General features: G+C 65.9%; 18 protein-coding genes and 1 pseudogene. 15 read left to right on the top strand and 4 right to left on the bottom strand.

What is annotated here, in order from left to right; all coding sequences use genetic code 11:
* Nucleotides 1–72: 72 nt before the first annotated feature.
* The 3 genes from M5C98_RS17770 to M5C98_RS17760 all read right to left on the bottom strand — a co-directional run bounded on the left by M5C98_RS17770 (nucleotide 73) and on the right by M5C98_RS17760 (nucleotide 3,661).
* Nucleotides 73–1,986, bottom strand: coding sequence for a potassium transporter Kup (locus tag M5C98_RS17770; protein WP_442867198.1), 1,914 nt, complete (start codon nucleotides 1,984–1,986; stop codon nucleotides 73–75).
* Nucleotides 1,987–2,239: 253 nt separating this feature from the next.
* Nucleotides 2,240–2,929 carry a DUF3334 family protein gene (locus M5C98_RS17765; protein WP_272548783.1) on the bottom strand — a complete coding sequence of 230 codons (690 nt, stop codon included), beginning with the start codon at nucleotides 2,927–2,929 and terminating at the stop codon, nucleotides 2,240–2,242.
* Between the two features lie 54 nt (nucleotides 2,930–2,983).
* Nucleotides 2,984–3,661 carry a GntR family transcriptional regulator gene (locus tag M5C98_RS17760; RefSeq protein WP_272548782.1) on the bottom strand — a complete coding sequence of 226 codons (678 nt, stop codon included), beginning with the start codon at nucleotides 3,659–3,661 and terminating at the stop codon, nucleotides 2,984–2,986.
* A gap of 347 nt (nucleotides 3,662–4,008) precedes the next feature.
* Between M5C98_RS17760 and M5C98_RS17755 the strand changes: the two genes are divergently transcribed.
* From M5C98_RS17755 to M5C98_RS17735, 5 genes and pseudogenes are all read left to right on the top strand, one after another.
* Nucleotides 4,009–4,971, top strand: a complete 963-nt coding sequence (locus tag M5C98_RS17755; RefSeq protein WP_272548781.1) for a TRAP transporter substrate-binding protein — start codon at nucleotides 4,009–4,011, stop codon at nucleotides 4,969–4,971.
* Between the two features lie 119 nt (nucleotides 4,972–5,090).
* Nucleotides 5,091–5,600 carry a TRAP transporter small permease gene (locus M5C98_RS17750; protein ID WP_272548780.1) on the top strand — a complete coding sequence of 170 codons (510 nt, stop codon included), beginning with the start codon at nucleotides 5,091–5,093 and terminating at the stop codon, nucleotides 5,598–5,600.
* A gap of 15 nt (nucleotides 5,601–5,615) precedes the next feature.
* A complete protein-coding gene (locus tag M5C98_RS17745; protein WP_442867197.1) occupies nucleotides 5,616–6,908 on the top strand; it encodes a TRAP transporter large permease in 1,293 nt (430 codons plus the stop codon).
* Between the two features lie 190 nt (nucleotides 6,909–7,098).
* Nucleotides 7,099–8,772 carry a methyl-accepting chemotaxis protein gene (locus tag M5C98_RS17740; protein ID WP_272548779.1) on the top strand — a complete coding sequence of 558 codons (1,674 nt, stop codon included), beginning with the start codon at nucleotides 7,099–7,101 and terminating at the stop codon, nucleotides 8,770–8,772.
* Nucleotides 8,773–8,812: 40 nt separating this feature from the next.
* A pseudogene (locus tag M5C98_RS17735) lies at nucleotides 8,813–8,897 on the top strand (LamB/YcsF family protein); the annotation flags it as partial.
* Nucleotides 8,898–8,919: 22 nt separating this feature from the next.
* On the opposite strand, the gene M5C98_RS17730 reads toward M5C98_RS17735, so the two are convergent.
* On the bottom strand, nucleotides 8,920–9,600 hold the full coding sequence (locus M5C98_RS17730) for a GntR family transcriptional regulator (protein WP_272548778.1): 681 nt from the start codon (nucleotides 9,598–9,600) through the stop codon (nucleotides 8,920–8,922).
* Between the two features lie 474 nt (nucleotides 9,601–10,074).
* Between M5C98_RS17730 and M5C98_RS17725 the strand changes: the two genes are divergently transcribed.
* The 10 genes from M5C98_RS17725 to M5C98_RS17680 all read left to right on the top strand — a co-directional run bounded on the left by M5C98_RS17725 (nucleotide 10,075) and on the right by M5C98_RS17680 (nucleotide 19,939).
* A complete protein-coding gene (locus M5C98_RS17725) occupies nucleotides 10,075–10,827 on the top strand; it encodes a DUF969 domain-containing protein (protein ID WP_272548777.1) in 753 nt (250 codons plus the stop codon).
* Between the two features lie 2 nt (nucleotides 10,828–10,829).
* Nucleotides 10,830–11,786 (top strand): DUF979 domain-containing protein, encoded by a 957-nt coding sequence (locus tag M5C98_RS17720; RefSeq protein ID WP_272548776.1) that lies wholly within the window; start codon nucleotides 10,830–10,832, stop codon nucleotides 11,784–11,786.
* A gap of 18 nt (nucleotides 11,787–11,804) precedes the next feature.
* Entirely contained in the window at nucleotides 11,805–12,500 is a 696-nt protein-coding gene (gene pcp / locus M5C98_RS17715) for a pyroglutamyl-peptidase I (protein WP_272548775.1), read from the top strand.
* Nucleotides 12,501–12,573: 73 nt separating this feature from the next.
* Nucleotides 12,574–13,344, top strand: coding sequence for a LamB/YcsF family protein (locus M5C98_RS17710; RefSeq protein ID WP_272548774.1), 771 nt, complete (start codon nucleotides 12,574–12,576; stop codon nucleotides 13,342–13,344).
* Nucleotides 13,344–14,999 (top strand): 5-oxoprolinase subunit PxpB, encoded by a 1,656-nt coding sequence (gene pxpB, locus M5C98_RS17705; protein ID WP_272553323.1) that lies wholly within the window; start codon nucleotides 13,344–13,346, stop codon nucleotides 14,997–14,999. Before M5C98_RS17710 ends, pxpB begins: the two co-directional genes overlap by 1 nt.
* 54 nt (nucleotides 15,000–15,053) lie before the next feature.
* Nucleotides 15,054–16,805 carry an acetyl/propionyl/methylcrotonyl-CoA carboxylase subunit alpha gene (locus M5C98_RS17700; protein ID WP_272548773.1) on the top strand — a complete coding sequence of 584 codons (1,752 nt, stop codon included), beginning with the start codon at nucleotides 15,054–15,056 and terminating at the stop codon, nucleotides 16,803–16,805.
* Nucleotides 16,806–17,408: 603 nt separating this feature from the next.
* Nucleotides 17,409–17,972 carry a cytochrome b gene (locus M5C98_RS17695; protein ID WP_272548772.1) on the top strand — a complete coding sequence of 188 codons (564 nt, stop codon included), beginning with the start codon at nucleotides 17,409–17,411 and terminating at the stop codon, nucleotides 17,970–17,972.
* Nucleotides 17,973–18,071: 99 nt separating this feature from the next.
* A complete protein-coding gene (locus M5C98_RS17690) occupies nucleotides 18,072–18,647 on the top strand; it encodes a YceI family protein (RefSeq protein ID WP_272548771.1) in 576 nt (191 codons plus the stop codon).
* A 74-nt stretch (nucleotides 18,648–18,721) separates the two neighbouring features.
* On the top strand, nucleotides 18,722–19,300 hold the full coding sequence (locus tag M5C98_RS17685; protein ID WP_272548770.1) for a YceI family protein: 579 nt from the start codon (nucleotides 18,722–18,724) through the stop codon (nucleotides 19,298–19,300).
* Between the two features lie 183 nt (nucleotides 19,301–19,483).
* On the top strand, nucleotides 19,484–19,939 hold the full coding sequence (locus M5C98_RS17680) for a hypothetical protein (protein WP_272548769.1): 456 nt from the start codon (nucleotides 19,484–19,486) through the stop codon (nucleotides 19,937–19,939).
* Nucleotides 19,940–19,944 lie beyond the last annotated feature (5 nt).

Below are 19,944 nucleotides of genomic sequence, written 5' to 3'. Positions count from 1 at the left end.
CATGCGGCTGCCAGACACGCGGTGCGCGCCACGCTGCGCAGTGCGGGGCGCAGCGTGGGGGGGATCCGCCCGTCAACTCGCACGGCGGCCGATCTCGATCAGGCGGTTGTCCGTCAGCCGGAAATAGTCGGACGCGCGCGCCGCGTTGCGCTGCAGCGACCCGAACACCGCCTTGCGCAGCGCGCCCAGCCCTTCGAGCCGGCCCGTGCCCAGCGAGGCGCGCGAGGTGAAGTACGAAGTGCACATCGATTCGATGCTCAGGCCCTTCTGGTAGGCCAGCAGGCGCAGGTATTCGGGCACGTCCGGCAGTTCCATGAAGCCGTGGCTGGCGGTCACGCACCACACGCCGTGGCCCAGTTCTTCGGCATGCAGGCGCTCGGCGGCCGGCACGCGGGGCACCGGGCGGGTGCGCACGGCCAGCACCACCACGCGTTCGTGCAGCACCTGGTTGTGCTTGAGGTTGTGCAGCAGCGCGTGCGGCACGCTGTCGGCGTCGGCGGTCATGAACACGGCGGTGCCGCGCACGCGGTGCGGCATGCCTTGCGCCAGCGCTTCGATGAAGGGCGCGAGCGGCATGCGCTCCTGCGCGGCGGCGTGTTCGGCCACGCGCCGGCCCTTGGCCCAGGTGGTGAAGACGAACATGACGAGCGCCGCCACGGCCAGGGTGAGCCACCCGCCGTCGGCGATCTTCAGGGTGTTGGCGACGATGAAGGTCAGGTCCACCAGCGCGAAACAGCCCACGCCCAGGCCCACGGCCAGCGGGTTCCAGCGCCACAGCCGCAGAGCGACCACGCCGGCCAGCAAGGTGGTGGTGAGCATGGTGAGCGACACCGCGATGCCGTAGGCGGCCGACAGCGCGCTGGAGCTGCGAAAGGCCAGTACCAGCAGCAGCACGCCAGCCATCAGCAGCCAGTTCATCGTCGGCAGATAGACCTGGCCGATGGCCGCGCCGGACGTCTGCACGATGCGCATGCGCGGCAGGTAGCCCATGCGGATGGCATGCGCCGTCATGGAGAACGCGCCCGAGATCACGGCCTGCGAGGCGATGACGGTGGCGCAGGCGGCCAGCACCACCACGGGCACGGTGGCCCATGCGGGAAACAGCCGGAAGAACGGGTTGTCGATGGCCGCGGGGTTGGCCAGCACCAGCGCGCCCTGGCCGAAGTAGTTCAGCACCAGCGCCGGCAGGGCGATGAACAGCCACGCCAGCCGGATGGGCGCCGCGCCGAAGTGGCCCATGTCGGCATACAGCGCCTCGCCGCCCGTGAACGCGAGGAACACCGCGCCCAGCACCGCCAGCGACTGCGCCGGGTGCGTGGCCAGGAACTGCACCGCCCAGCGCGGATCGATCGCCTCCAGCACGTGCGGGTTCTGCACGATCTGGTACACGCCCGACACCGCCAGCACGCCGAACCACAGCACCATCACCGGCCCGAACACGCGGCCCACCGATTCGGTGCCCTTGCGTTGCACCAGGAACAGGCCGATCAGCACCAGCAGCGTGATCGGCACCACGTAGGGCTTGAACACGGGCGTGGCGACCTCCAGCCCCTCGACCGCCGACAGCACCGAGATGGCCGGCGTGATGAGGCTGTCGCCATAGAACATGGCCGCGCCGACCAGGCCCAGGCCGGCCACCGCCTTCCAGGCCCAGGGGTGGGCGCCGCCGCGCTCCAGCGCCTGTGTGGCCAGCCCCTGCAGCGCGAGAATGCCGCCTTCGCCGTCGTGGTCGGCGCGCAGCACGAACACCACGTATTTGAGGGTGACGACCAGCATCAGCCCCCACAGCACCAGCGACAGCAGGCCCAGCACCGCGGCGCGGTCCAGCGCCACACCGTGCTCGGGGTTCAGGCATTCCTTGAAGGCGTATAGCGGCGAGGTGCCGATGTCGCCGAACACCACGCCCAGTGCGGCGATCATCAGGGCGGATCGGGCGGTGAAGCCGCGGGCGGCAGGCGCGTGTCCGGGCACCGGGAGGGAGGTCATTGCGAAGCGGCGGCAGTGAAAGGTCGGCGCATTGTGCGCCGGCTGCCGGGCGCGGTCACGGTCGGCGCGAACCGGGTGATGCCGGCGCGCAACGTTCTGGCGGGTTCAAGCCAAAAAGGCCGCCACCGCAATCAACACCAGGGCGGTTTGCTATTAATTTAATAGCGATTGCAGTGGGGCATCCGGCGGGGGCATTTCCAGGCCTTCAAGCCCGTGCGCAGCGGGCCCGCCGCCCGCTTGCGTCAGCCCGCCATCACATGCCCAGCGATTTGAGCAGGTCGTCCGTGTCGCTGGACGAGGCGGCCGCCGGCACCGGGGCCGCGGCCTTGGGCTCGCCCGCCTGGGCGATCAGCGCGTCGGGATCGGGGGCTTCCTGCGGCTCGAAATCGACGAGCTTGATGAACTCGGTGCGGTCGATCGCCAGCTCCAGGTAGAAGATGTGGTTGCTGGCCGTGTAGAAGGTCACGCGGCGTGCCTCGGGCTTGTCCAGGTTGGCGTCCACGCTCAGCATCACCTGCTTGTTCAGCGCGAGCATCTTGGGCTGGTTCTGCGTGATGTGGGTCTGCAACTCGCGGCGCACCTTGCCGGTGAAGTCGCCCACCACCTGGTTCATCAGCTCGCCCATCACGTTCGACACCTCGTCCGAGGTGTAGGAACTGGCCAGGTCGTCCTTGGACATGCCCATGCTCAGCAGGTAGCTCTGGTACAGCTCCATCGCCGCCTCTTTCGAGAAATTGATGATCACCAGGCCCGAGAACCCGCCGTCGAACAGCACGAAGCAGCCGATGTCGGGGCGCAGGCAGGTCTTGGTGATGCGCTGCACCATGCCGGAGTAGTGGATGGGGCTCTGCGTGGCCACGCTGAGCACGCGGGTCACTGAGTTGCAGAGGCTGATCAGCAGGTCTTCTGTGCCGTAGATGACGGAGGTTTCGGTGGAGGTCATGGTGTATTGGGGCGAAAGGGGTCGGTGGATGGTAAGGGGGCTTCGCCGCTGCGCCTACCGCAACTGGCCGGCATCCGAGAGCCGGCGCGCGTACACGCCCAGCAGGATGCGTTCGGAATGCACCAAGTATTCGTGCAGTTCGGAGGAGGCTTCGGGCAGCTTGCCGGTCTCGAACAGCTCGACGATCTTCACGTTCATGTCCAGATAGGGGGCATGCAGGAACTCCAGGTCGTTCAGCAGGCCGAAGGCCAGACGCAGTTCGGCCAGGATGTGCGAAAACATTACGTTGAGCCGCTCGCTGTCGGCCAGCTCGACGATGGCCATGTGGAACTCCATGTTGGCCGTGCCAACGCCCTGCCAGTCGCCGGCCTCGCGGCAGCGCAGCGCCGTGTCGACGGCGTGGCGTAGGTGCTTCTTGGCCGGATGGCGAGGGTAAGCCTGGGCGAGGGCCTGGCATTCGATGAGCCGGCGCACCCGGTAGATGTCGATGATCGACGCAATGCCGGGCACCGCCACCGAAACGCCGCGGTTGGGCTCGTGCTGCAGCAGACCTTCCTTGGTCAGCAGGCGAAACACCTCTCGCAGCGTATTGCGGGAAATCTGGAGGTGTTCGCTCAGAGCCGCCTCTGACAGCCGCTGCCCCGGCGCGAATTCCCCTTGCACGATCTTCTGCCGCATCTGTTCAGCGATGCGGTCGGAGAGGCTGAGCGGAGCGTCGGGCGGGCAGGTCATGGGTGCGTAGGTGGGCGCGGTGGGCTGCTGAAGTGTATCTGTGGCCTTGTGCGCCGCAGGCCCGCGCACCGCACTGGCGCAAAAAACGCACTGAGATGGCGCTTGCCGAGGGTAACTACCAGTCGCATTAGGCGTATTTATTGTTCAACAATGTAATTTCTTTGGGGTGGCGATCATTTCAGGATTGAAGAACGATGGCATGCATTCTGCTTAACTGGATTGCCTTGGCTCAGGCATAGGTTGGAGCTCTGGCTTGAAAGCTCGGTTCGATGTTGTCTCGGAGATGTCGGGCTTGCGCTGACGTACCCACCCCTGGTTTTTGTGAGTTTCTTTAGGAGTTATTTTTCATGAAACGCAGCCTTTTGTCGCTTGCTCTCGTCGTCGCCGGAGTCGCCCATGCACAAGTGAAATGGGATCTGCCTACCGGGTATGCCACCAACACTTTCCAGACGCAGAACAACCAGCAGTTCGCCAAAGAAGTCGATGAGATGACCGGTGGCAAGCTGAAGATCACACTGCACCCCGGTGGTTCGCTTTACAAGGCCAATGAGATCAAGCGAGCGGTGCAAACCGGGCAGGTGCCGTCGGCAGAGTTCATCTTGTCGGGTGCCGCCAATGAAAATCCGCTGTATGGCGTGGACTCGGTGCCCTTTTTGGCAACCTCGTATGCCGACTCCTGGCGCCTGTACCAAGCGGCAAAGCCTGCCCAGGAAAAGCTGTTGGCTTCCCAGGGCATGAAGCTGCTGTTCAGCGTAGCGTGGCCCGGTCAGTCGCTGTATTCAAACAAGCCCATTCAGGCACCAGCAGACTTTGTCGGTACCAAGATGCGCGCGTACAACCCGGCCTCGACCCGCATTGCCCAGTTGCTCAAGGCGCAACCCGTCACGATCCAGCTGTCTGAGTTGGGCCAGGCATTGGCCACGAACACGGTTAACAATTTCCTCACGTCGTCTGCGAGTGGTGTGGAAAGCAAGCTGTACGAGCAAGTCAAGTACTTCTACACGGTCAATGCCTGGTTGCCTCGCAATGCCACGGTGGTGAACCAGAAGGCTTTTGACAGCTTGGACAAGGCCACGCAGGACGCGGTCTTGAAAGCCGCCGCTGCTGCAGAAAAGCGTGGCTGGGAGACCAGTGAGCGCCTGGATAAGGCGTACCTCAAAGAGATGGCCTCCAAGGGTATGGAAATTGCCGAGCCATCGGCTGCATTGAAAGCTGAGTTCGCCACGATCGGGAGCACGATGACCGATGAGTGGGTGAAGGCAGCGGGTGCAGACGGCAAGGCCATCGTGGACGCATACCGCAAGCGTTGATTCCGTGCGCATCGGGGGTCTGTGGCCCTCGGTCGCCCGATCCCACGGCGAAACCGCTGCGTCGTGGGCCGCTCCCCGCTCTCCATTTTTTAACGCACCGCGTACGCCAGGATTCCGCAATGGGCCAACTCGTCCGTCATTTGTATCGCCTGCTCATCGGACTCGCTTGTGTGTCCATGGTGGCGGTCTTCGTCATTGTTTGTTTGGGCATTTTGGCCCGCCAAGTCACTTTCATCGACATTCCGGGCTTGGATGCCTACGCTGGCTATGCCATTGCGGCGGCTTTGTTTTTCGCTTTGCCCGCCGCGCTCATGCATGGGGACCACATCCGCGTCACGCTGCTGCTCGACCGAATGGGCCCGCGCATGCGCTCGGTCTTTGAGTGGGGTGCGCTGATTGCGGCGCAGGCACTGACCGGCTACCTGGCCTGGTATGCCGTGCGCAGCGTCTGGCTGTCATACATCACCCACGACGTCTCGCCCTCTGCCGATGCCACACCGCTGTGGATTCCGCAGTTGTGCATGGCCGTTGGCTGCATTGCATTTGCGCTGGCCTTTTTGGATGCGATCGTGGCGCGCCTGCGCGGTCGTGAATGGTTCATCGCTGGCCCCGGTTCGGCGGCCGAGTAATTTGAGGAAGACATCATGGACATGATGATTGCCGCGGTGTTGATCGTGGCCCTGTTGGCCGTGCTCGGCGCAGGGATGTGGATTGGTCTGGGTTTGTTGGCGGTGGGTCTCGCGGGCATGGAACTGTTCACCAGCCGCCCGGCGGGTGACAGCATGATGCTGACCATCTGGGGGGCTACCTCTGCCTGGACCCTGACCGCTTTGCCGCTGTTTCTGTGGATGGGTGAAATTCTCTTTCGCAGCAAACTGTCGGACAGCATGTTCAAGGGCTTGGCGCCCTGGGTGGACAAACTGCCTGGCCGGCTGCTGCACACCAACGTGGTGGGCTGCACCATCTTTGCCGCCATCTCGGGGTCATCGGCTGCCACCTGCGCCACCATCGGCAAGATGACCTTGCCCGAGCTGCAAAAGCGCGGCTACCCAGATGCCATGGCGGTGGGTACCCTGGCGGGCGCCTCTACGCTGGGGCTGCTGATCCCGCCGTCGATCATCATGATCGTCTATGGCGTTGCGGCCAACGTGTCCATCGCCAAGCTCTTTTTGGCAGGCGTGCTGCCGGGGCTGATGCTGGCAGGGCTATTCATGGGCTATATAGCCATATGGGCAATGTTCCATCGCGATCAGGTGCCTGCTTCGGACATGAGCTTGACCTTCATGCAAAAGGTGTACGAATCTCGCCACCTGATTCCGGCGGTGATTCTGATCGGTCTGGTGCTCGGCGGCATTTACAGCGGTGTTGCCACGGCGACCGAAGCGGCGGCGCTGGGCGTGGCCGGCGCGCTGGGGCTGGCCGCGTGGGAGAGGTCTTTGAGCTGGCAGAAGTTCAAAGAAGGCCTGATCAGTGCCTGCCGCGTGTACTGCATGATCGGCCTGATTCTGGCGGGCGCGGCCTTCTTGACGCTGGCCATGGGTTTCATCGGCTTGCCGCGCCACCTGGCTGAGTGGATTGGGTCTTTGCACCTGTCGCCTTTTGCGCTGCTGATGATGTTGACAGTGTTCTTCATCGTGCTGGGGTGCTTTCTGGACGGCATCTCCATGGTGGTGTTGACCATTGCCGTGTTGCTGCCCACGGTCGAGGCCGCGGGCTACGACCTGATCTGGTTCGGCATCTTCATCGTGCTGGTTGTCGAGATGGCGCAAATCACGCCGCCTGTCGGGCTGAACCTGTTCGTGATACAGGGGCTGACCAAGCGCGACATCGGCTGGATTGCGCGGGCAGCCGCACCGATGTTCTTCGTGTTGATGGCGGCCGTGCTGGTACTGTACGTATTCCCTGGCATCGTGCTTTGGCTGCCGTCTCAGATGTAGAGCGCAGCACCGCTGATGTCTCCGGTTCAAGGGATCAGTGTTCCGCGTGCCACCGTGGCCAATGCACGGGGCGTGATGGGCCTGTCCTTTGGCCTGAGATTTGAATGCCGACATGGGCGAGCCTGCGACCGCTGTCGCCCGCGCTAAGCGGGAACGCATCGGAGGGCATTGACATCATCAAGGGTTTTTCATGGACAGTCTTCCTTCTTGGGATCTTCGATCCGCATCGCTGGCTTTGCCTGCCGTGGAAGGTACGGAGCAGACACCTCGCAAACCTGGGTGGGCGGACGACAGTCAGCCTGACCCGCGCCGCGCCCGAATGCGTTGGACCGTGGGGGTGAAATTGACGATGGGGTTTGGCGTTTTGACATTGGCCGTATGTGTGTTGGGCATGGTCAGCTGGATGTCTGGCCAGACTACATCCCGGCAGGCCCAGGTGTTGGTCCGCGAGTTGTTGCCGCTGGAGCGCATGGTGCGTGACTGGAAGACGCAGTCGGTGTTGATGGGGCAAATCGCGCTGCGTGCAACGATTTCTACCGACGTGTTTCCGCTGGTGGCAGAAATGCGTCTGCAGCAAGAGCAGGACACGGCCCGAGTCGACGGGGTGGACCAGGCCATGGCCCAACCCAGCGTGCCAGAGTCGGTTCGCGTTGCGATGCGCGCAGCGATGGAGCAGCGCATGGCTTATGGGCGCCTGCGCGATGCACTGATGTCCGCTTCGCTCGAATCCAAAGTGATCAGCCAGCGTGAGCTGCAGGGGCATGCAGAGGCACTGGCCGCTTACCTGAACGCCCTGGATGTGTTGCTGGCCCAGACTGAACGCGCAGCGCTGGAGGGCTCCGAAGCCATGGTGGGCGAGTCGCATCGTGCCCAGTGGGTCAGTGCCATGGCAGTCGCGTTTGTGGTGGTGCTTTCGGCTATGTGCAGTTGGCTGCTGCGTCGCTCCATCGTGCGGCCGCTGCAAGAGGCCAGCGCTGCCGCTGCCCGTGTGGCCGGGGGCGACTTGACCGTGCGGCTGCAGGCGCGCTCTGGCGATGAAATTGGGGACTTGCTGCAAACGCTCGATCAGATGGCGCGAGCCCTGCACCATGTGGTGCAAGAGGTGCGCAGCGCCGGTGCATCCATTCACACGGCCAGTGCAGAGGTTGCGGCGGGCAATGGAGACCTGAGCGGGCGCACCGAGGGCGCGGCAGCGCACTTGCAGCAAACTGCGGCGAGTTTGGAGCAGCTGGCGGCTACGGTGGACGGCAACGCACAACAAGCCCGCCATGCCGACCAACTGGCCCAAGAGGCCGCTCGAGTGGCACATCGAGGGGGCGATGTGGTGCAGAAAGTGGTGCGCACGATGCATGACATTCACCACAGCAGCCAGCGCATCGCCGACATCATTGGCGTCATTGACGGCATTGCGTTTCAGACCAACATTTTGGCGCTGAACGCCGCGGTGGAAGCCGCGCGTGCGGGCGAGCAAGGCCGGGGGTTTGCCGTGGTAGCCAGCGAGGTGCGCAGTCTGGCCGGGCGCAGTGCCGAAGCGGCCAAGCAGATTCGGGACTTGATACACAGCAGCGTAGTTCGCGTGGACGAGGGGGCCGAGCTCGTGGCCCGGGCAGGCGCCACGATGTCCGAAGTGGTGGTCAGCGTTGCCCAACTGACGCAAATCCTGTCCGGCCTGAGCGCAGCCAGCCTCGGGCAAAGCGACGAAATCGCCCAGGTCAGCCTTGCGGTGACTGCTCTGGACGAAGTCACCCAGCAAAACGCCGCGTTGGTGGAGCAAGGTGCTGCAGCCGCCCAAAGCCTGCAGGACCAAGCTCTCCGGCTCAATGTCGCCATGGGCCGGTTTCGTTTAGGCAGCGAACCGTCGTGACTGCGGGCAGTTGACTAACAACAGGAATAAAAAGGCAACGATCGATTTGAACAGCGATCTGGGCGAGAGCCTCGGAGCATGGCGCATGGCGCATGGGCGATGACGCGGCCATGCTGGACATCGTGAAGGGGTGCGCAGCGGTGCCGCTCAGCGGTCCTGGCTGGTGTCGGAAATGCGCCGGGCATACACGGCCAGCACGATGCGCTCGGAGTGCACGAGGTATTCGTTGAGTTGCGCCGATGCCTCCTGCAGCTTGCCCGCCTCGAACAGATCGACGATCTTCACGTTCATGTCCACATAGGGCGCGTGCAGAAACTCGGGGTCGTTCAGCAGCCCGAAGGCCAGCCGCAGCTCGGCCAGGATGTGCGTGAACATCACGTTCAGGCGCTCGCTGTCGGCCAGCTCCACGATGGCCATGTGGAACTCCATGTTGGCCGTGCCCACGCCCTGCCAGTCGGCCGCCTCGCGGCAGCGCAGGGCCGCGTCCACCGACTCGCGCAGGTGCTTCTTGGCGGGGTGGCGCGGGTAGGCCTGGGCGATGGCCTGGCACTCGATGAGCCGGCGCACGCGGTAGATGTCGATGATCGAGGCGATGCTCGGGATGGCCACTGAGACGCCGCGGTTGGGCTCGTACTTGACCAGGCCTTCCTGGGTCAGCAGGCGAAAGACCTCGCGCAGCGTGTTGCGCGAAATCTCCAGGTTTTCACTCAAAGCGGTCTCGGACAGCCGCTGGCCGGGCGAGAACTCGCCCTTCACGATCTTCTGGCGGATCAGCTCCGCGGTGCGTTCGTTCAGGGTCTGGGCGTTCGTTGGGGTTTCGGTGGTCATGCCTGGGTGGTTGGATGGCGTGCGGCGCGATGCGGCGCGCGGGCCGAAATCGGGGGGTTCGTACTTTGTAGCAGATCGGCCCGCTTCGCAAGAATCCGCCCTGTGGAATACCGCTTTCTAAACCCCTTTTCCTAGGGTTTGTCCGGGTCAGCCCCTTGCCCTGTTGTTGGGCAAAATCAGGCGATCGTGAAACAAATTGGTGCGTGTTGTAGCTTCATAGCTCACTGATTGTTCAACAACTTGAAGTTTTTCAAGGGTTGATCGCCCATTTGTTGTTCATTGATTGGCACGCAATTTGCGTTGTGTGCTGTGCCGGTCCAGACCGCGCACGGGCAGCAACCTCCCATTGCCCGTGCGACGCCTGAACCGGCAATGGGGCCCAACGGTTCGCTGCCGCACCTTTTTTCCGCCACCAGCGGAGAGGCCAGGCGAAGACCGGACCGGCCAGGCTGTACGTATTCAAGGAAGTTCAAGATGCAAAACGTAGTCAATCTGTGGCCGCTCATCGGGGTGGCGGTCATCATCGTGGGGTTCATCCTGCGGTTCAACCCGATGCTGGTGGTGATCGTCACGGCCATCGCGACGGCGTTCGCCGCCGGGTTTCCGATCGACAAGATCCTGGCCACCATCGGCACCGGCTTCATCAAGACGCGCAACCTGCCGCTCATCATCTTGCTGCCCCTGGCAGTGATCGGGCTGCTGGAGCGGCATGGCCTTCGCCAGCATGCGCAGAACTGGATCAGCAGCATCAAGTCGGCCACCGCTGGCCGTCTGCTCATCGTCTATCTGGGCGCCCGCCAGCTCACGGCCGCCATCGGCCTGACCAGCCTGGGCGGCCACCCGCAGATGGTGCGTCCGCTGCTCGCCCCCATGGCCGAAGGCGCCACCGAGGCGCGCTACGGCAAGCTGCCCGACCGCATCCGCCACAAGCTGCGCGCGTTCTCCGCGGCCACCGACAACGTGGGCCTGTTCTTCGGCGAAGACATCTTCGTGGCCTTCGGCGCCATCGTTCTGATGTCCACCTTCCTGCATGAGGCCGGCGTCGATGTCGAGCCGATCCACATCGCGCTGTGGGGCATTCCGACCGCCATCTGCGCGTTCGCCATCCACGCCTGGCGCCTGCATCGCCTGGACGGCGTGCTGGCCCGCGAACTCGCGGCACACGCCGCTGCTGAAACCGCTGCCGGCAACGGCGCCGCCACCGTCTCCGGTGCCAAGGGAGCATGAGCATGACGTTGACCATCCAACACCTGTACTACCTCGTCGGCGCGATCCTGGCCGTCACCGCGGTGATGACCGTGGCCGATCGCAGCAACCCCAAGCGCTTTTCCAGCGGCTTGTTCTGGGCGCTGTATTCGTTGGTCTTCCTCGTCGGCGACCTGCTGCCGCCCATCTGGGTGGGCACCGGCGCCGTGGTGATGGCCCTCATCGCCGGCTTCGGCGGCGTGGGCGCGGGCAAGCACACGCCCCGCACCCCGGCCGAGTACCAGACCAGTGCCACGCGCCTGGGCAACCGGCTGTTCATTCCCGCCCTGGCGATTCCGCTCATCACGATGATCGGAACGCTGTCGGCCAAGCACCTGATGGTGGGCGGCGTGCCGCTGATCGACCCCAAGAACACCACCCTGGTGAGCCTGGGCGTGGGTTGCGTGCTGTCGCTGGCGCTGGCTTGCTGGCTGACCCGCGAGACCCCCGTGCAGGGCCTGCGCGAATCCCGCCGCCTGACCGACGCGCTGGGCTGGGCCCTGGTGCTGCCGCAGATGCTGGGCATGCTCGGCCTGGTGTTCTCCGATGCCGGCGTGGGCAAGGCCGTGGCGTACATCACGACCAGCTACATCAACATGGACATCCGCTTCGTGGCCTGCGCCGTGTACGTGATCGGCATGGCGCTGTTCACCATCATCATGGGCAACGGCTTCGCCGCCTTCCCGGTCATGACGGGTGGCGTGGGCGTGCCGATCCTGCTGGGCGTGTACCACGGCGACCCCGCCGTGATGGCCGCGATCGGCATGCTCTCGGGCTACTGCGGCACGCTGCTGACCCCGATGGCCGCCAACTTCAACATCGTGCCCGCCGCGCTGCTGGAGCTGCCGGACAAGAATGCGGTGATCCGCGCACAGGTGCCGACGGCCCTGGCGCTGCTCACGTGCAACGTGTTCCTGATGTACTTCCTGATGTTCCGATAGACGAAGAGAGGCCGCCCCGTGTCCGACGCCGCCCCCCACACTGTGCTGCTCACGGGCTTCGAGCCCTTCGAGCGCGATCCGGTCAACCCCTCGTGGGAGGTGGCGCGTGCGCTCGACGGCTGGCAGCATGCCGGCGCCACCGTGCGCGCGGTGCAGCTGCCCTGCGTGTTCGGCAAGGCTGCGCAGGCGCTCGACGCGGCGCTGGCGCAGTGGCAGCCCAAGCTGGTGATCTGCCTGGGCCTGGCCGGTGGCCGCGCCGAGGTGTCGCTGGAGCGCGTGGCCATCAACCTGGACGATGCCCGCATCGCCGACAACGCCGGCCAGCAGCCGGTGGACACCGCCGTGGTGCCGGGCGCTCCGGCAGCGTACTTTTCCACGCTGCCCATCAAGGCGATCGTGCGCGACCTGCGCGCCGAAGGCCTGCCGGCCGCGGTGTCCAACACGGCCGGCACCTTCGTTTGCAACCACATCTTCTACGCGCTGATGCACCGCCTGGCGCAGCGGGCCGCAGGCGCCGCCACGCTGCCGGCCACGGCGGCTCCTGCGCGCGGCGGCTTCATCCACGTGCCCTACCTGCCCGAGCAGGCCGCGCGCGTGGGCGGCGGCGCGCCCAGCATGGCGCTGGACACGCAGGCGCAGGCCCTGCGCGCTGTCATCCGCACGGCGCTGGCCGTGCGCCAAGACGTGCGGGAAACCGCGGGCCAATTGCATTGATACAGCCGGGGCGCTGCGTGCAGCGCCCTGCGGGTTTGAGATATCGGCGGCACCGACCGCCAGGAGAACGACGATGAAAATGGATCTGAACAGCGACCTGGGCGAGAGCCTCGGCGCATGGCGCATGGGCGACGACGCGGCCATGCTCGGCATCGTGAGCAGCGCCAACGTGGCCTGCGGCTTCCACGCCGGCGATGCCGCCGGCATCCTGCGCACGCTGCGCGAGGCCAAAGCCCGCGGCGTGGTGGTGGGGGCGCACGTGGCCTACCGCGATCTGGTCGGCTTCGGGCGCCGCAACATGGACGTGGAAAGCGCCGACCTCGTGGCCGACGTCATCTACCAGATCGGCGCCCTGCAGGGCCTGGCCAAGGCCGCCGGCACCGAAGTGCGCTACGTGAAGCCCCATGGCGCGCTCTACAACACCATCGCCCACGACGCCCGCCAGGCGCGCGACGTGATCACCGCCCTGCGCGAGATCGACGACCGCCTGGTGCTCGTGGCCCTGGCCGGCTCCCCGCTGATCGGCTGGGCGCGCGACGCTGGCCTGCGCGTGGTGGCCGAAGCCTTCGCCGACCGTGCCTACACCCCGGCCGGCACGCTGGTCTCGCGCCGCGAAAAGGGTGCCGTGCTGCACGACGCCGAGCTGATCGCCGAGCGCATGCTGCGCCTGGTGTCCGACGGCGTGATCGAAGCCATCGACGGCAGCCAGGTGCGCATCGGGGCCGATTCCATCTGCGTGCATGGCGACAGCCCCGACGCCGTCGCCATCGCGCAGCAGGTGCGCGCGCGCTTCGAGCAGGCCGGCGTGACCATCGCATCGTTCGCAGGGCAGGCCGCAGCATGATGCGCTTTCTGCCCGTCAACCTGAACGCGGTCATGGTCGAGCTGGACGATCTCGACCAGACGCTGGCGCTGCTGGCCTCGCTGCGGCACGAGCCCATCGCCGGCATCGAGGAAATGGTGCCCGCCGCCCGCACGATCCTCATCCACTTTCGCCCCGCCGTGCAGTCGCTTTCGGGTTTGGTGGAAGCCATTGCCCAGCGCGACGTGAGCGCGCAGGCCGAGCGCAGCACCACGCTCATCGAAATCCCCGTGCACTACGACGGGGAAGACCTGGCCGAAGTGGCGGGCATGCTGGGCATCACCCCCGAAGAGGTGATCGCGCGCCACACGGGCAGCGAATACACCGTGGCGTTCACCGGCTTCGCGCCGGGCTTCGGCTACCTCACGGGCGGCCACCCGAGCCTGAACGTGCCGCGCCGCACCACGCCGCGCACCCGCATTCCGGCGGGCGCGGTGGGGCTGGCCGGCACCTTCAGCGGCGTCTATCCGCAGGCCAGCCCGGGCGGCTGGCAGATCATCGGCACCACACCCACGGCCATGTGGGACCTGGGTCGCCCCGTGCCGGCGCTGCTGCAGCCCGGCGACCGCGTGCGCTTTGTGGATATTGCTGCTAAAAATGTAGCAGAACGCCCTAGTGAAACATGCGCTGGAGGCCAAAAAGGTGCCGAACCTTCAGCGGCGAGTGCACCGGCAGACCTCGCTGCATCCCCATCCGTGTCCGCCGATTCCGGCTCGGGCGCGGCGCTCGAAGTGGTCTCGGCCGGCTTGCAGACCCTGTTCCAGGACGTGGGCCGCCATGGCCAGGCGGGGCAGGGCGTCTCGGCCTCCGGCGCCATGGACCAGGCCGCCTGCAAGGCGGCCAACCGGCTGGCCGGCAATGCCTCCGACGGCGCCTGCCTGGAGACGGTCAACGGCGGCCTGCAACTGCGCAGCCGCGGCGACACCGTCGTGGCCGTGACCGGCGCCGATGCGCCCCTGACCCTCACCAACGCGGCCGGCCTGCGCTGGCCCGTGCCCAACTACCAGCCCATCGCCCTGGGCGACGGCGACACGCTCACCGTGGGCGAGCCGGTGGCCGGCACGCGCTGCTACGTGGCGGTGCGCGGCGGCTTCGCCGTGCAGCCCGTGCTGGGCAGCTGCGCCACCGACACGCTGGCCCGGGTGGGCCCGGCGGCCGTGGCCAACGGCGACGTGCTGGCCGTGCGGCCCGTGGTGGGCAGCGCCGTGGTCGGCGCGCCCGAAGTACCGCCGGCCTGCCTGCCCACGGTGCACGAAGACATCACGCTCGACGTGGTGCTCGGCCCGCGCACCGACTGGTTCACGCCCGAAGCCGTCGCTTTGCTGGCGGCGCAGCGCTGGCGCGTCACGCCGCAGTCCAACCGCGTGGGCATTCGCCTGGCGGGCGACGAGCCGCTGGCGCGTGCCGTGGGCGGCGAGCTGCCCAGCGAAGGCACCTGCATCGGCGCCATCCAGGTGCCGCCCAGCGGCCAGCCCGTGCTGTTCCTGGCCGACCACCCGCTCACCGGCGGCTACCCTGTCATCGGCACCGTCGCGCCCCACCACCTGGACCGCGCGGGCCAGATCCCGGTCAACGCCTGGGTGCGCTTCAATCCGATCCGGGCCTTCGAGGCCATCACGCGCGGCGCCGCTGCGTGACCGCTTGAACGCGCGCCGAGCATCCCCCCCTTACCGATTACCGAGCCCACTGAAATGAAAAAAGTCCTCATTGCCAACCGTGGCGAGATCGCCGTCCGCATCGCCCGCGCCTGCGCCGACTACGGCGTGGCCTCCGTGGCCGTCTATGCCAACGCAGACATCGACGCCGTGCACGCCCGCATGGCGGGCGAGGCCTACGGCCTGGACGGCGACCGGCCGGCCGACACCTACCTGAACATCGAAAAGCTGCTGGCCGTCGCCAAGCGCAGCGGCGCCGACGCGGTGCACCCCGGCTACGGCTTCCTGTCGGAAAGCGCCGCGTTCGCGCAGGCCGTGATCGACGCGGGCCTGACCTGGATCGGCCCCTCGCCCCAGGCCATCGCGCGCCTGGGCGACAAGGTCGAGGCCCGCAAGATCGCGCTCAAGGTCGGCGCACCACTGGTGGCCGGCACCTCCGAGCCCGTCAAGGACGCCAGCGAAGTCGTGGCGTTCGCCGAGCAGCACGGCCTGCCCATCATCATCAAGGCCGCGTTCGGCGGCGGTGGCCGGGGCATGAAGGTCGCCTGGCGCATGGACGAAGTGGCCGAGCTGTACGACTCCGCCGTGCGCGAGGCCGTCACGGCCTTCGGGCGTGGCGAGTGCTTCGTCGAGCAGTTCCTCGACCGGCCCCGCCACATCGAGGCCCAGGTGCTGGCCGACACCCACGGCAACGTGCTGGTGCTGGGCACGCGCGACTGCTCGCTGCAGCGGCGCAACCAGAAGCTGGTGGAAGAAGCCCCGGCCCCGTTCATTTCCGAAGAGCAGCGCGCGCGCATCCACCAGTCCGCACGCGACATCTGCGCCGAAGCCGGCTACACCAGCGCGGGCACGGTCGAATTCCTGCTCAGCGGCAACGGCACCATCTCGTTCCTCGAAGTGAACACGCGCCTGCAGGTCGAGCACCCGGTGACCGAGCAGACCACCGGCATCGATCTGGTGCTGGAGCAACTGCGCATCGCCGACGGCCATGCGCTCACCGTCACCGAAACGCCCAAGCCGCTGGGCCATTCCATCGAGTTCCGCATCAACGCGGAAGACGTGGGCCGGGGCTTCCTGCCCACGCCTGGCCCGGTGCACCACTTCGCACCGCCCTCCGGCCCTGGCGTGCGCGTGGACAGCGGCGTGCAGTCCGGCTCGGTCGTGCCGGGCACGTTCGATTCGCTGATGGCCAAGCTCATCGTGACGGGCGCCACGCGCGAGCAGGCGATCGCCCGTGCGCAGCGCGCGCTGCGCGAATTCAAGATCGAAGGCGTGGCCTCGGTGCTGCCGTTCCATCGGGCGGTCATCGGCCATCCCGATTTTGTGGGCGCCGATGGCTTCAAGGTCCACACCCGCTGGATCGAAACCGACTTCGCCCCCGACCTGGCGGCTGCGATGCGCGCCGAGCCGGTGGCCGACACCAGCCTGATCCGCACCGCGATGGAGATCGACGGGCGCCGCGTCTCCCTGGGCCTGCCACCGGAACTGCTGCGTGGCCTGCAGTCCGTGCCGGGCGGCGCTGCAGCGGGGGCAGCAGGCACAGGGGCTGGCGAAAAGGCCGAGCAAGACCCCAACGCCGTGGGCGCCCCCATCGCCGGCACGCTGCAGACCTGGAAAGTGGCCGAGGGCGACACCGTGGCCAAGGGCGACGTGATCGCCGTGATGGAAGCCATGAAGATGGAAATGCAGGTCACCGCGCACCGTGCGGGCACCATTTCCCTCGCCGCTGCCGCAGGCAGCTACCACGCGGCCGGCACGGCCATCGCGCGCATCCAGGACGCCAAGTAAGGCGCTCGGACAGCGCCCCGAAGGAGCGCACCTTCTGCGTCCGGACGACGGGGCTTCTGGCATCTTGCCGCCAGAATGCTCCTATTTTTATAGCTGCTCGCGCTAGATGAATATGCGCTGGCGGCTATTTTTATTTGGAACCGATGCCCGTCACATGCATGCGTTAACGGCGGAGGCCAAGAGCGGCTAACAGAACCCAGCGAAGCGGTTCTGGCCAGGCGCCGCATCGCAGGCAGTCCATGCGGTACGACAAGTTGCGGCAACGACGCCAGAAGGGTTCTGTTAGCCGCTCCAAGTGGGCAGACCCATCGTTTGGCGTGGCCTTCATCTGCATGCATGCCCATGCCAGTGGGCCGGCGTCTGCGCTACGGCGCGGCAAGGGCTTGGCGGATGGCCTGACGGAAGGTAGTCTTTGCACCCGGCCGCGAGCCTCGACCCCTGCCGAGCCTTGTTCTTCTTCCGCCACGGCAGGGCTGAACATTCATATTTTTTGAACCATTGCGTCAATTCCATTGAAACTTGGCGCACAAAAGGCTATCTACACTGCGCCATGTCGGAGTGTTGCGATGCAGCATTCCATCCTACGAAACCCAATCCAAGACCATGACGCCTCCTCTGCCACGATCGTCCCGCTACGGGGGCACGGCCATTGCCCTGCATTGGATTCTCGGCCTGGCTCTGGTGGGTATCTTCTCGGTGGGTTGGTACATGACGGGGTTGCCGTTCTCGCCCCAGCGCCTGAAACTCTACAACTGGCACAAGTGGGCCGGCGTGACCATCCTGGCGCTCTCCGTCCTGCGCCTGGTCTGGCGCCTCACGCACCGCCCCCCGGCGCTGCCACCGGCCGTGCAGTCCGCCATGCCCCGCTGGCAGCACATCGCGCACCACGGCACCCACCACCTGATGTACGCGCTCTTTTTCATCGTGCCGCTGGTCGGCTGGGCCTACAGCTCGGCGGCCGGCTTCCCCATCGTGTTCCTCGGCGTGCTGCCGCTGCCCAGCTTCGTGCCCGTGAGCCCCGAGCTGGCCGAGGCCATCAAGCCCTGGCATGAAATCACCGCCTATGCCCTGGCTGCGCTGGTCGTGCTGCACGTGGCAGCGGTGGTCAAGCACCAGGCCATCGACCGCGACGGCCTGCTGTCGCGCATGCTGCCGGGCCGGGGCTGACCGATCGTTTCGCGGGCCGTGCAGGCGCCGGGGTTCCCGGCTCCCTCGGCCGGTTCTTCCTGAATTTTTGGTTTGTTGTTGACTGACGGAGTCCTGTCCATGAAATATTCGATGACGCTGGCCGGCCTTGCGCTGGCATCCACCACGCTGCTGGCGGCCGCACCGGCATTCGCCCAGCAAAAGCTCGTGCCCGAACAAAGCGAGATCACCTTCGTGAGCAAGCAGATGGGCGTGCCGGTGGAAGGCAAGTTCAAAAAGTTTGATGCCCAGGTCGCGTTCGACCCGGCCAAGCTGGGCACCAGCAAGATCGCCTTCACCGTCGATACCGGCAGCGCCACCCTGGGCGTGAAGGAGTCCGATGCCGAACTGCCCAAGGCCACGTGGTTCAACGTGCCCAAGTTCCCGCAGGCCACGTTCCAGTCCACCGCCATCAAGGCCGTGGGCGCCGGCAAGTACGAAGTGGCCGGCAAGCTCAGCATCAAGGGCGCCACGCAGGATGTCACCGTGCCCGTCACGCTGACCCAGAGCGGCGCGACCACCACGGCCACCGGCGCCTTCGCCATCAAGCGCCTGGCCTTCAAGATCGGCGAGAACGAGTGGGCCGATACGTCCATGGTCGCCGACGACGTCCAGGTCAAGTTCAAGCTCGCACTGACGGGCGTGGGCAAGCTCTGATCCGCGCCTTCGCTCGCTGAGACCGTTTTTCTGTTCCTGTTCCGTTTTTTGTTTTTTCAACCGGAGATATCGACATGCGCAAATCCCTCTTCGCCCTCGCCGCCGTGGCTGCAACCCTGGCCGCCGGCGCCGTGCAGGCCCAGACCGCCACGTATGCCGTGGACCCGACGCACACCTTCGCCACATTCGAGATCAGCCACTTCGGCGCCAGCGTGAACCGCGGCCGCTTCGACAAGAAGGAAGGCACCGTGCAGCTGGACAAGGCCGCCAAGACCGGCAAGGTCGAGCTGACGATCGACATCACCTCGATCAACACGGGCGTGGCACCGTTCGACAAGCACCTGCAAGGCGCTGACATCTTCGACGCTGCCAAGTACCCCACGGCCAAGTTCGTGGGCGACAAGTTCACGTTCGACGGCGACAAGCTGGTGTCGGTGGCCGGCGACCTGACCATCAAGGGCAAGACCCAGCCCGTGACCTTCAAGGCCAACCAGTTCGCTTGCTACCAAAGCCCCATGCTCAAGCGTGAAGTGTGCGGCGGCGACTTCGAAACCACCATCGACCGCACCCAGTTCGGCGCCGACTACGGCGTGCAGTACGGCTTCCCCAAGAACGTGCGCATCGTGGCGCAGATCGAAGCCGTCAAGCAGTAAGCCTTCCACCATGGCCCTCGGGCCGTGGGCGGCCAGGGCCGGAACCCGCGCACACCGCTGCGCAGGGCCGGCCCTTTTTTCATGGGCGTGCGTGCGCACTTCGGTGCCTTCAACGGATGCGCAGGGCGCGCCCTCTCATTTTTCAAGATGAACAAGGATGAAACAGGTTTTATGAGACCCCTGATGAATCGATGTGCGCCCGTGGCACGCAGCGCGCTGGCCCTCGCTGCGATGGTGGGCGCAACGGCTTGCGCATGGGCGGGTGACGAAGCGGCCGCGCGCATTCCCGCCATCAAGCTCTACTCCACTCCCGACCACCATGCCGCCTTCATGCGTGGCACGGTGCCGGCACTGCACAAGATCCAGAGCCAGCAGTTCTGGCTGAGCAACTCCGTGGAGGCCTGGGAGCAGAACACCCATCCGGCGCCTCGGCGGCAATATGTCGTCCCGCTGCAGGGCGTGCTGGAATTTCGCGTGAGCGATGGCTCGACCTTCCGCCTGGCCCCGGGAACGGTTCTGCTGGCCGAGGACACCCAGGGCGAAGGCCACAGCTGGAAGATCGTGTCGAACGACAAGGAATGGGTCCGCGCCTATATCCCGATGGTGTCCGAAAATGATGAATTCGAAGCGGATAAATAGCTTGG

It is taken from the genome of Acidovorax sp. NCPPB 3576 (genome assembly GCF_028473605.1).
Lineage (GTDB): Bacteria > Pseudomonadota > Gammaproteobacteria > Burkholderiales > Burkholderiaceae_C > Paracidovorax.
This window is presented reverse-complemented; position numbering and strand designations above follow the sequence as displayed.

Bases quoted from the DNA above. Each gene is read 5' to 3' on its own strand.
- M5C98_RS17770 (WP_442867198.1), bottom strand. From the start codon at position 1,986: ATGACCTCCCTCCCGGTGCCCGGACACGCGCCTGCCGCCCGCGGCTTC.
- M5C98_RS17765 (WP_272548783.1), bottom strand. From the start codon at position 2,929: ATGACCTCCACCGAAACCTCCGTCATCTACGGCACAGAAGACCTGCTG.
- M5C98_RS17760 (WP_272548782.1), bottom strand. From the start codon at position 3,661: ATGACCTGCCCGCCCGACGCTCCGCTCAGCCTCTCCGACCGCATCGCT.
- M5C98_RS17755 (WP_272548781.1), top strand. From the start codon at position 4,009: ATGAAACGCAGCCTTTTGTCGCTTGCTCTCGTCGTCGCCGGAGTCGCC.
- M5C98_RS17750 (WP_272548780.1), top strand. From the start codon at position 5,091: ATGGGCCAACTCGTCCGTCATTTGTATCGCCTGCTCATCGGACTCGCT.
- M5C98_RS17745 (WP_442867197.1), top strand. From the start codon at position 5,616: ATGGACATGATGATTGCCGCGGTGTTGATCGTGGCCCTGTTGGCCGTG.
- M5C98_RS17740 (WP_272548779.1), top strand. From the start codon at position 7,099: ATGGACAGTCTTCCTTCTTGGGATCTTCGATCCGCATCGCTGGCTTTG.
- M5C98_RS17730 (WP_272548778.1), bottom strand. From the start codon at position 9,600: ATGACCACCGAAACCCCAACGAACGCCCAGACCCTGAACGAACGCACC.
- M5C98_RS17725 (WP_272548777.1), top strand. From the start codon at position 10,075: ATGCAAAACGTAGTCAATCTGTGGCCGCTCATCGGGGTGGCGGTCATC.
- M5C98_RS17720 (WP_272548776.1), top strand. From the start codon at position 10,830: ATGACGTTGACCATCCAACACCTGTACTACCTCGTCGGCGCGATCCTG.
- M5C98_RS17710 (WP_272548774.1), top strand. From the start codon at position 12,574: ATGAAAATGGATCTGAACAGCGACCTGGGCGAGAGCCTCGGCGCATGG.
- pxpB (WP_272553323.1), top strand. From the start codon at position 13,344: ATGCGCTTTCTGCCCGTCAACCTGAACGCGGTCATGGTCGAGCTGGAC.
- M5C98_RS17700 (WP_272548773.1), top strand. From the start codon at position 15,054: ATGAAAAAAGTCCTCATTGCCAACCGTGGCGAGATCGCCGTCCGCATC.
- M5C98_RS17695 (WP_272548772.1), top strand. From the start codon at position 17,409: ATGACGCCTCCTCTGCCACGATCGTCCCGCTACGGGGGCACGGCCATT.
- M5C98_RS17690 (WP_272548771.1), top strand. From the start codon at position 18,072: ATGAAATATTCGATGACGCTGGCCGGCCTTGCGCTGGCATCCACCACG.
- M5C98_RS17685 (WP_272548770.1), top strand. From the start codon at position 18,722: ATGCGCAAATCCCTCTTCGCCCTCGCCGCCGTGGCTGCAACCCTGGCC.
- M5C98_RS17680 (WP_272548769.1), top strand. From the start codon at position 19,484: ATGAATCGATGTGCGCCCGTGGCACGCAGCGCGCTGGCCCTCGCTGCG.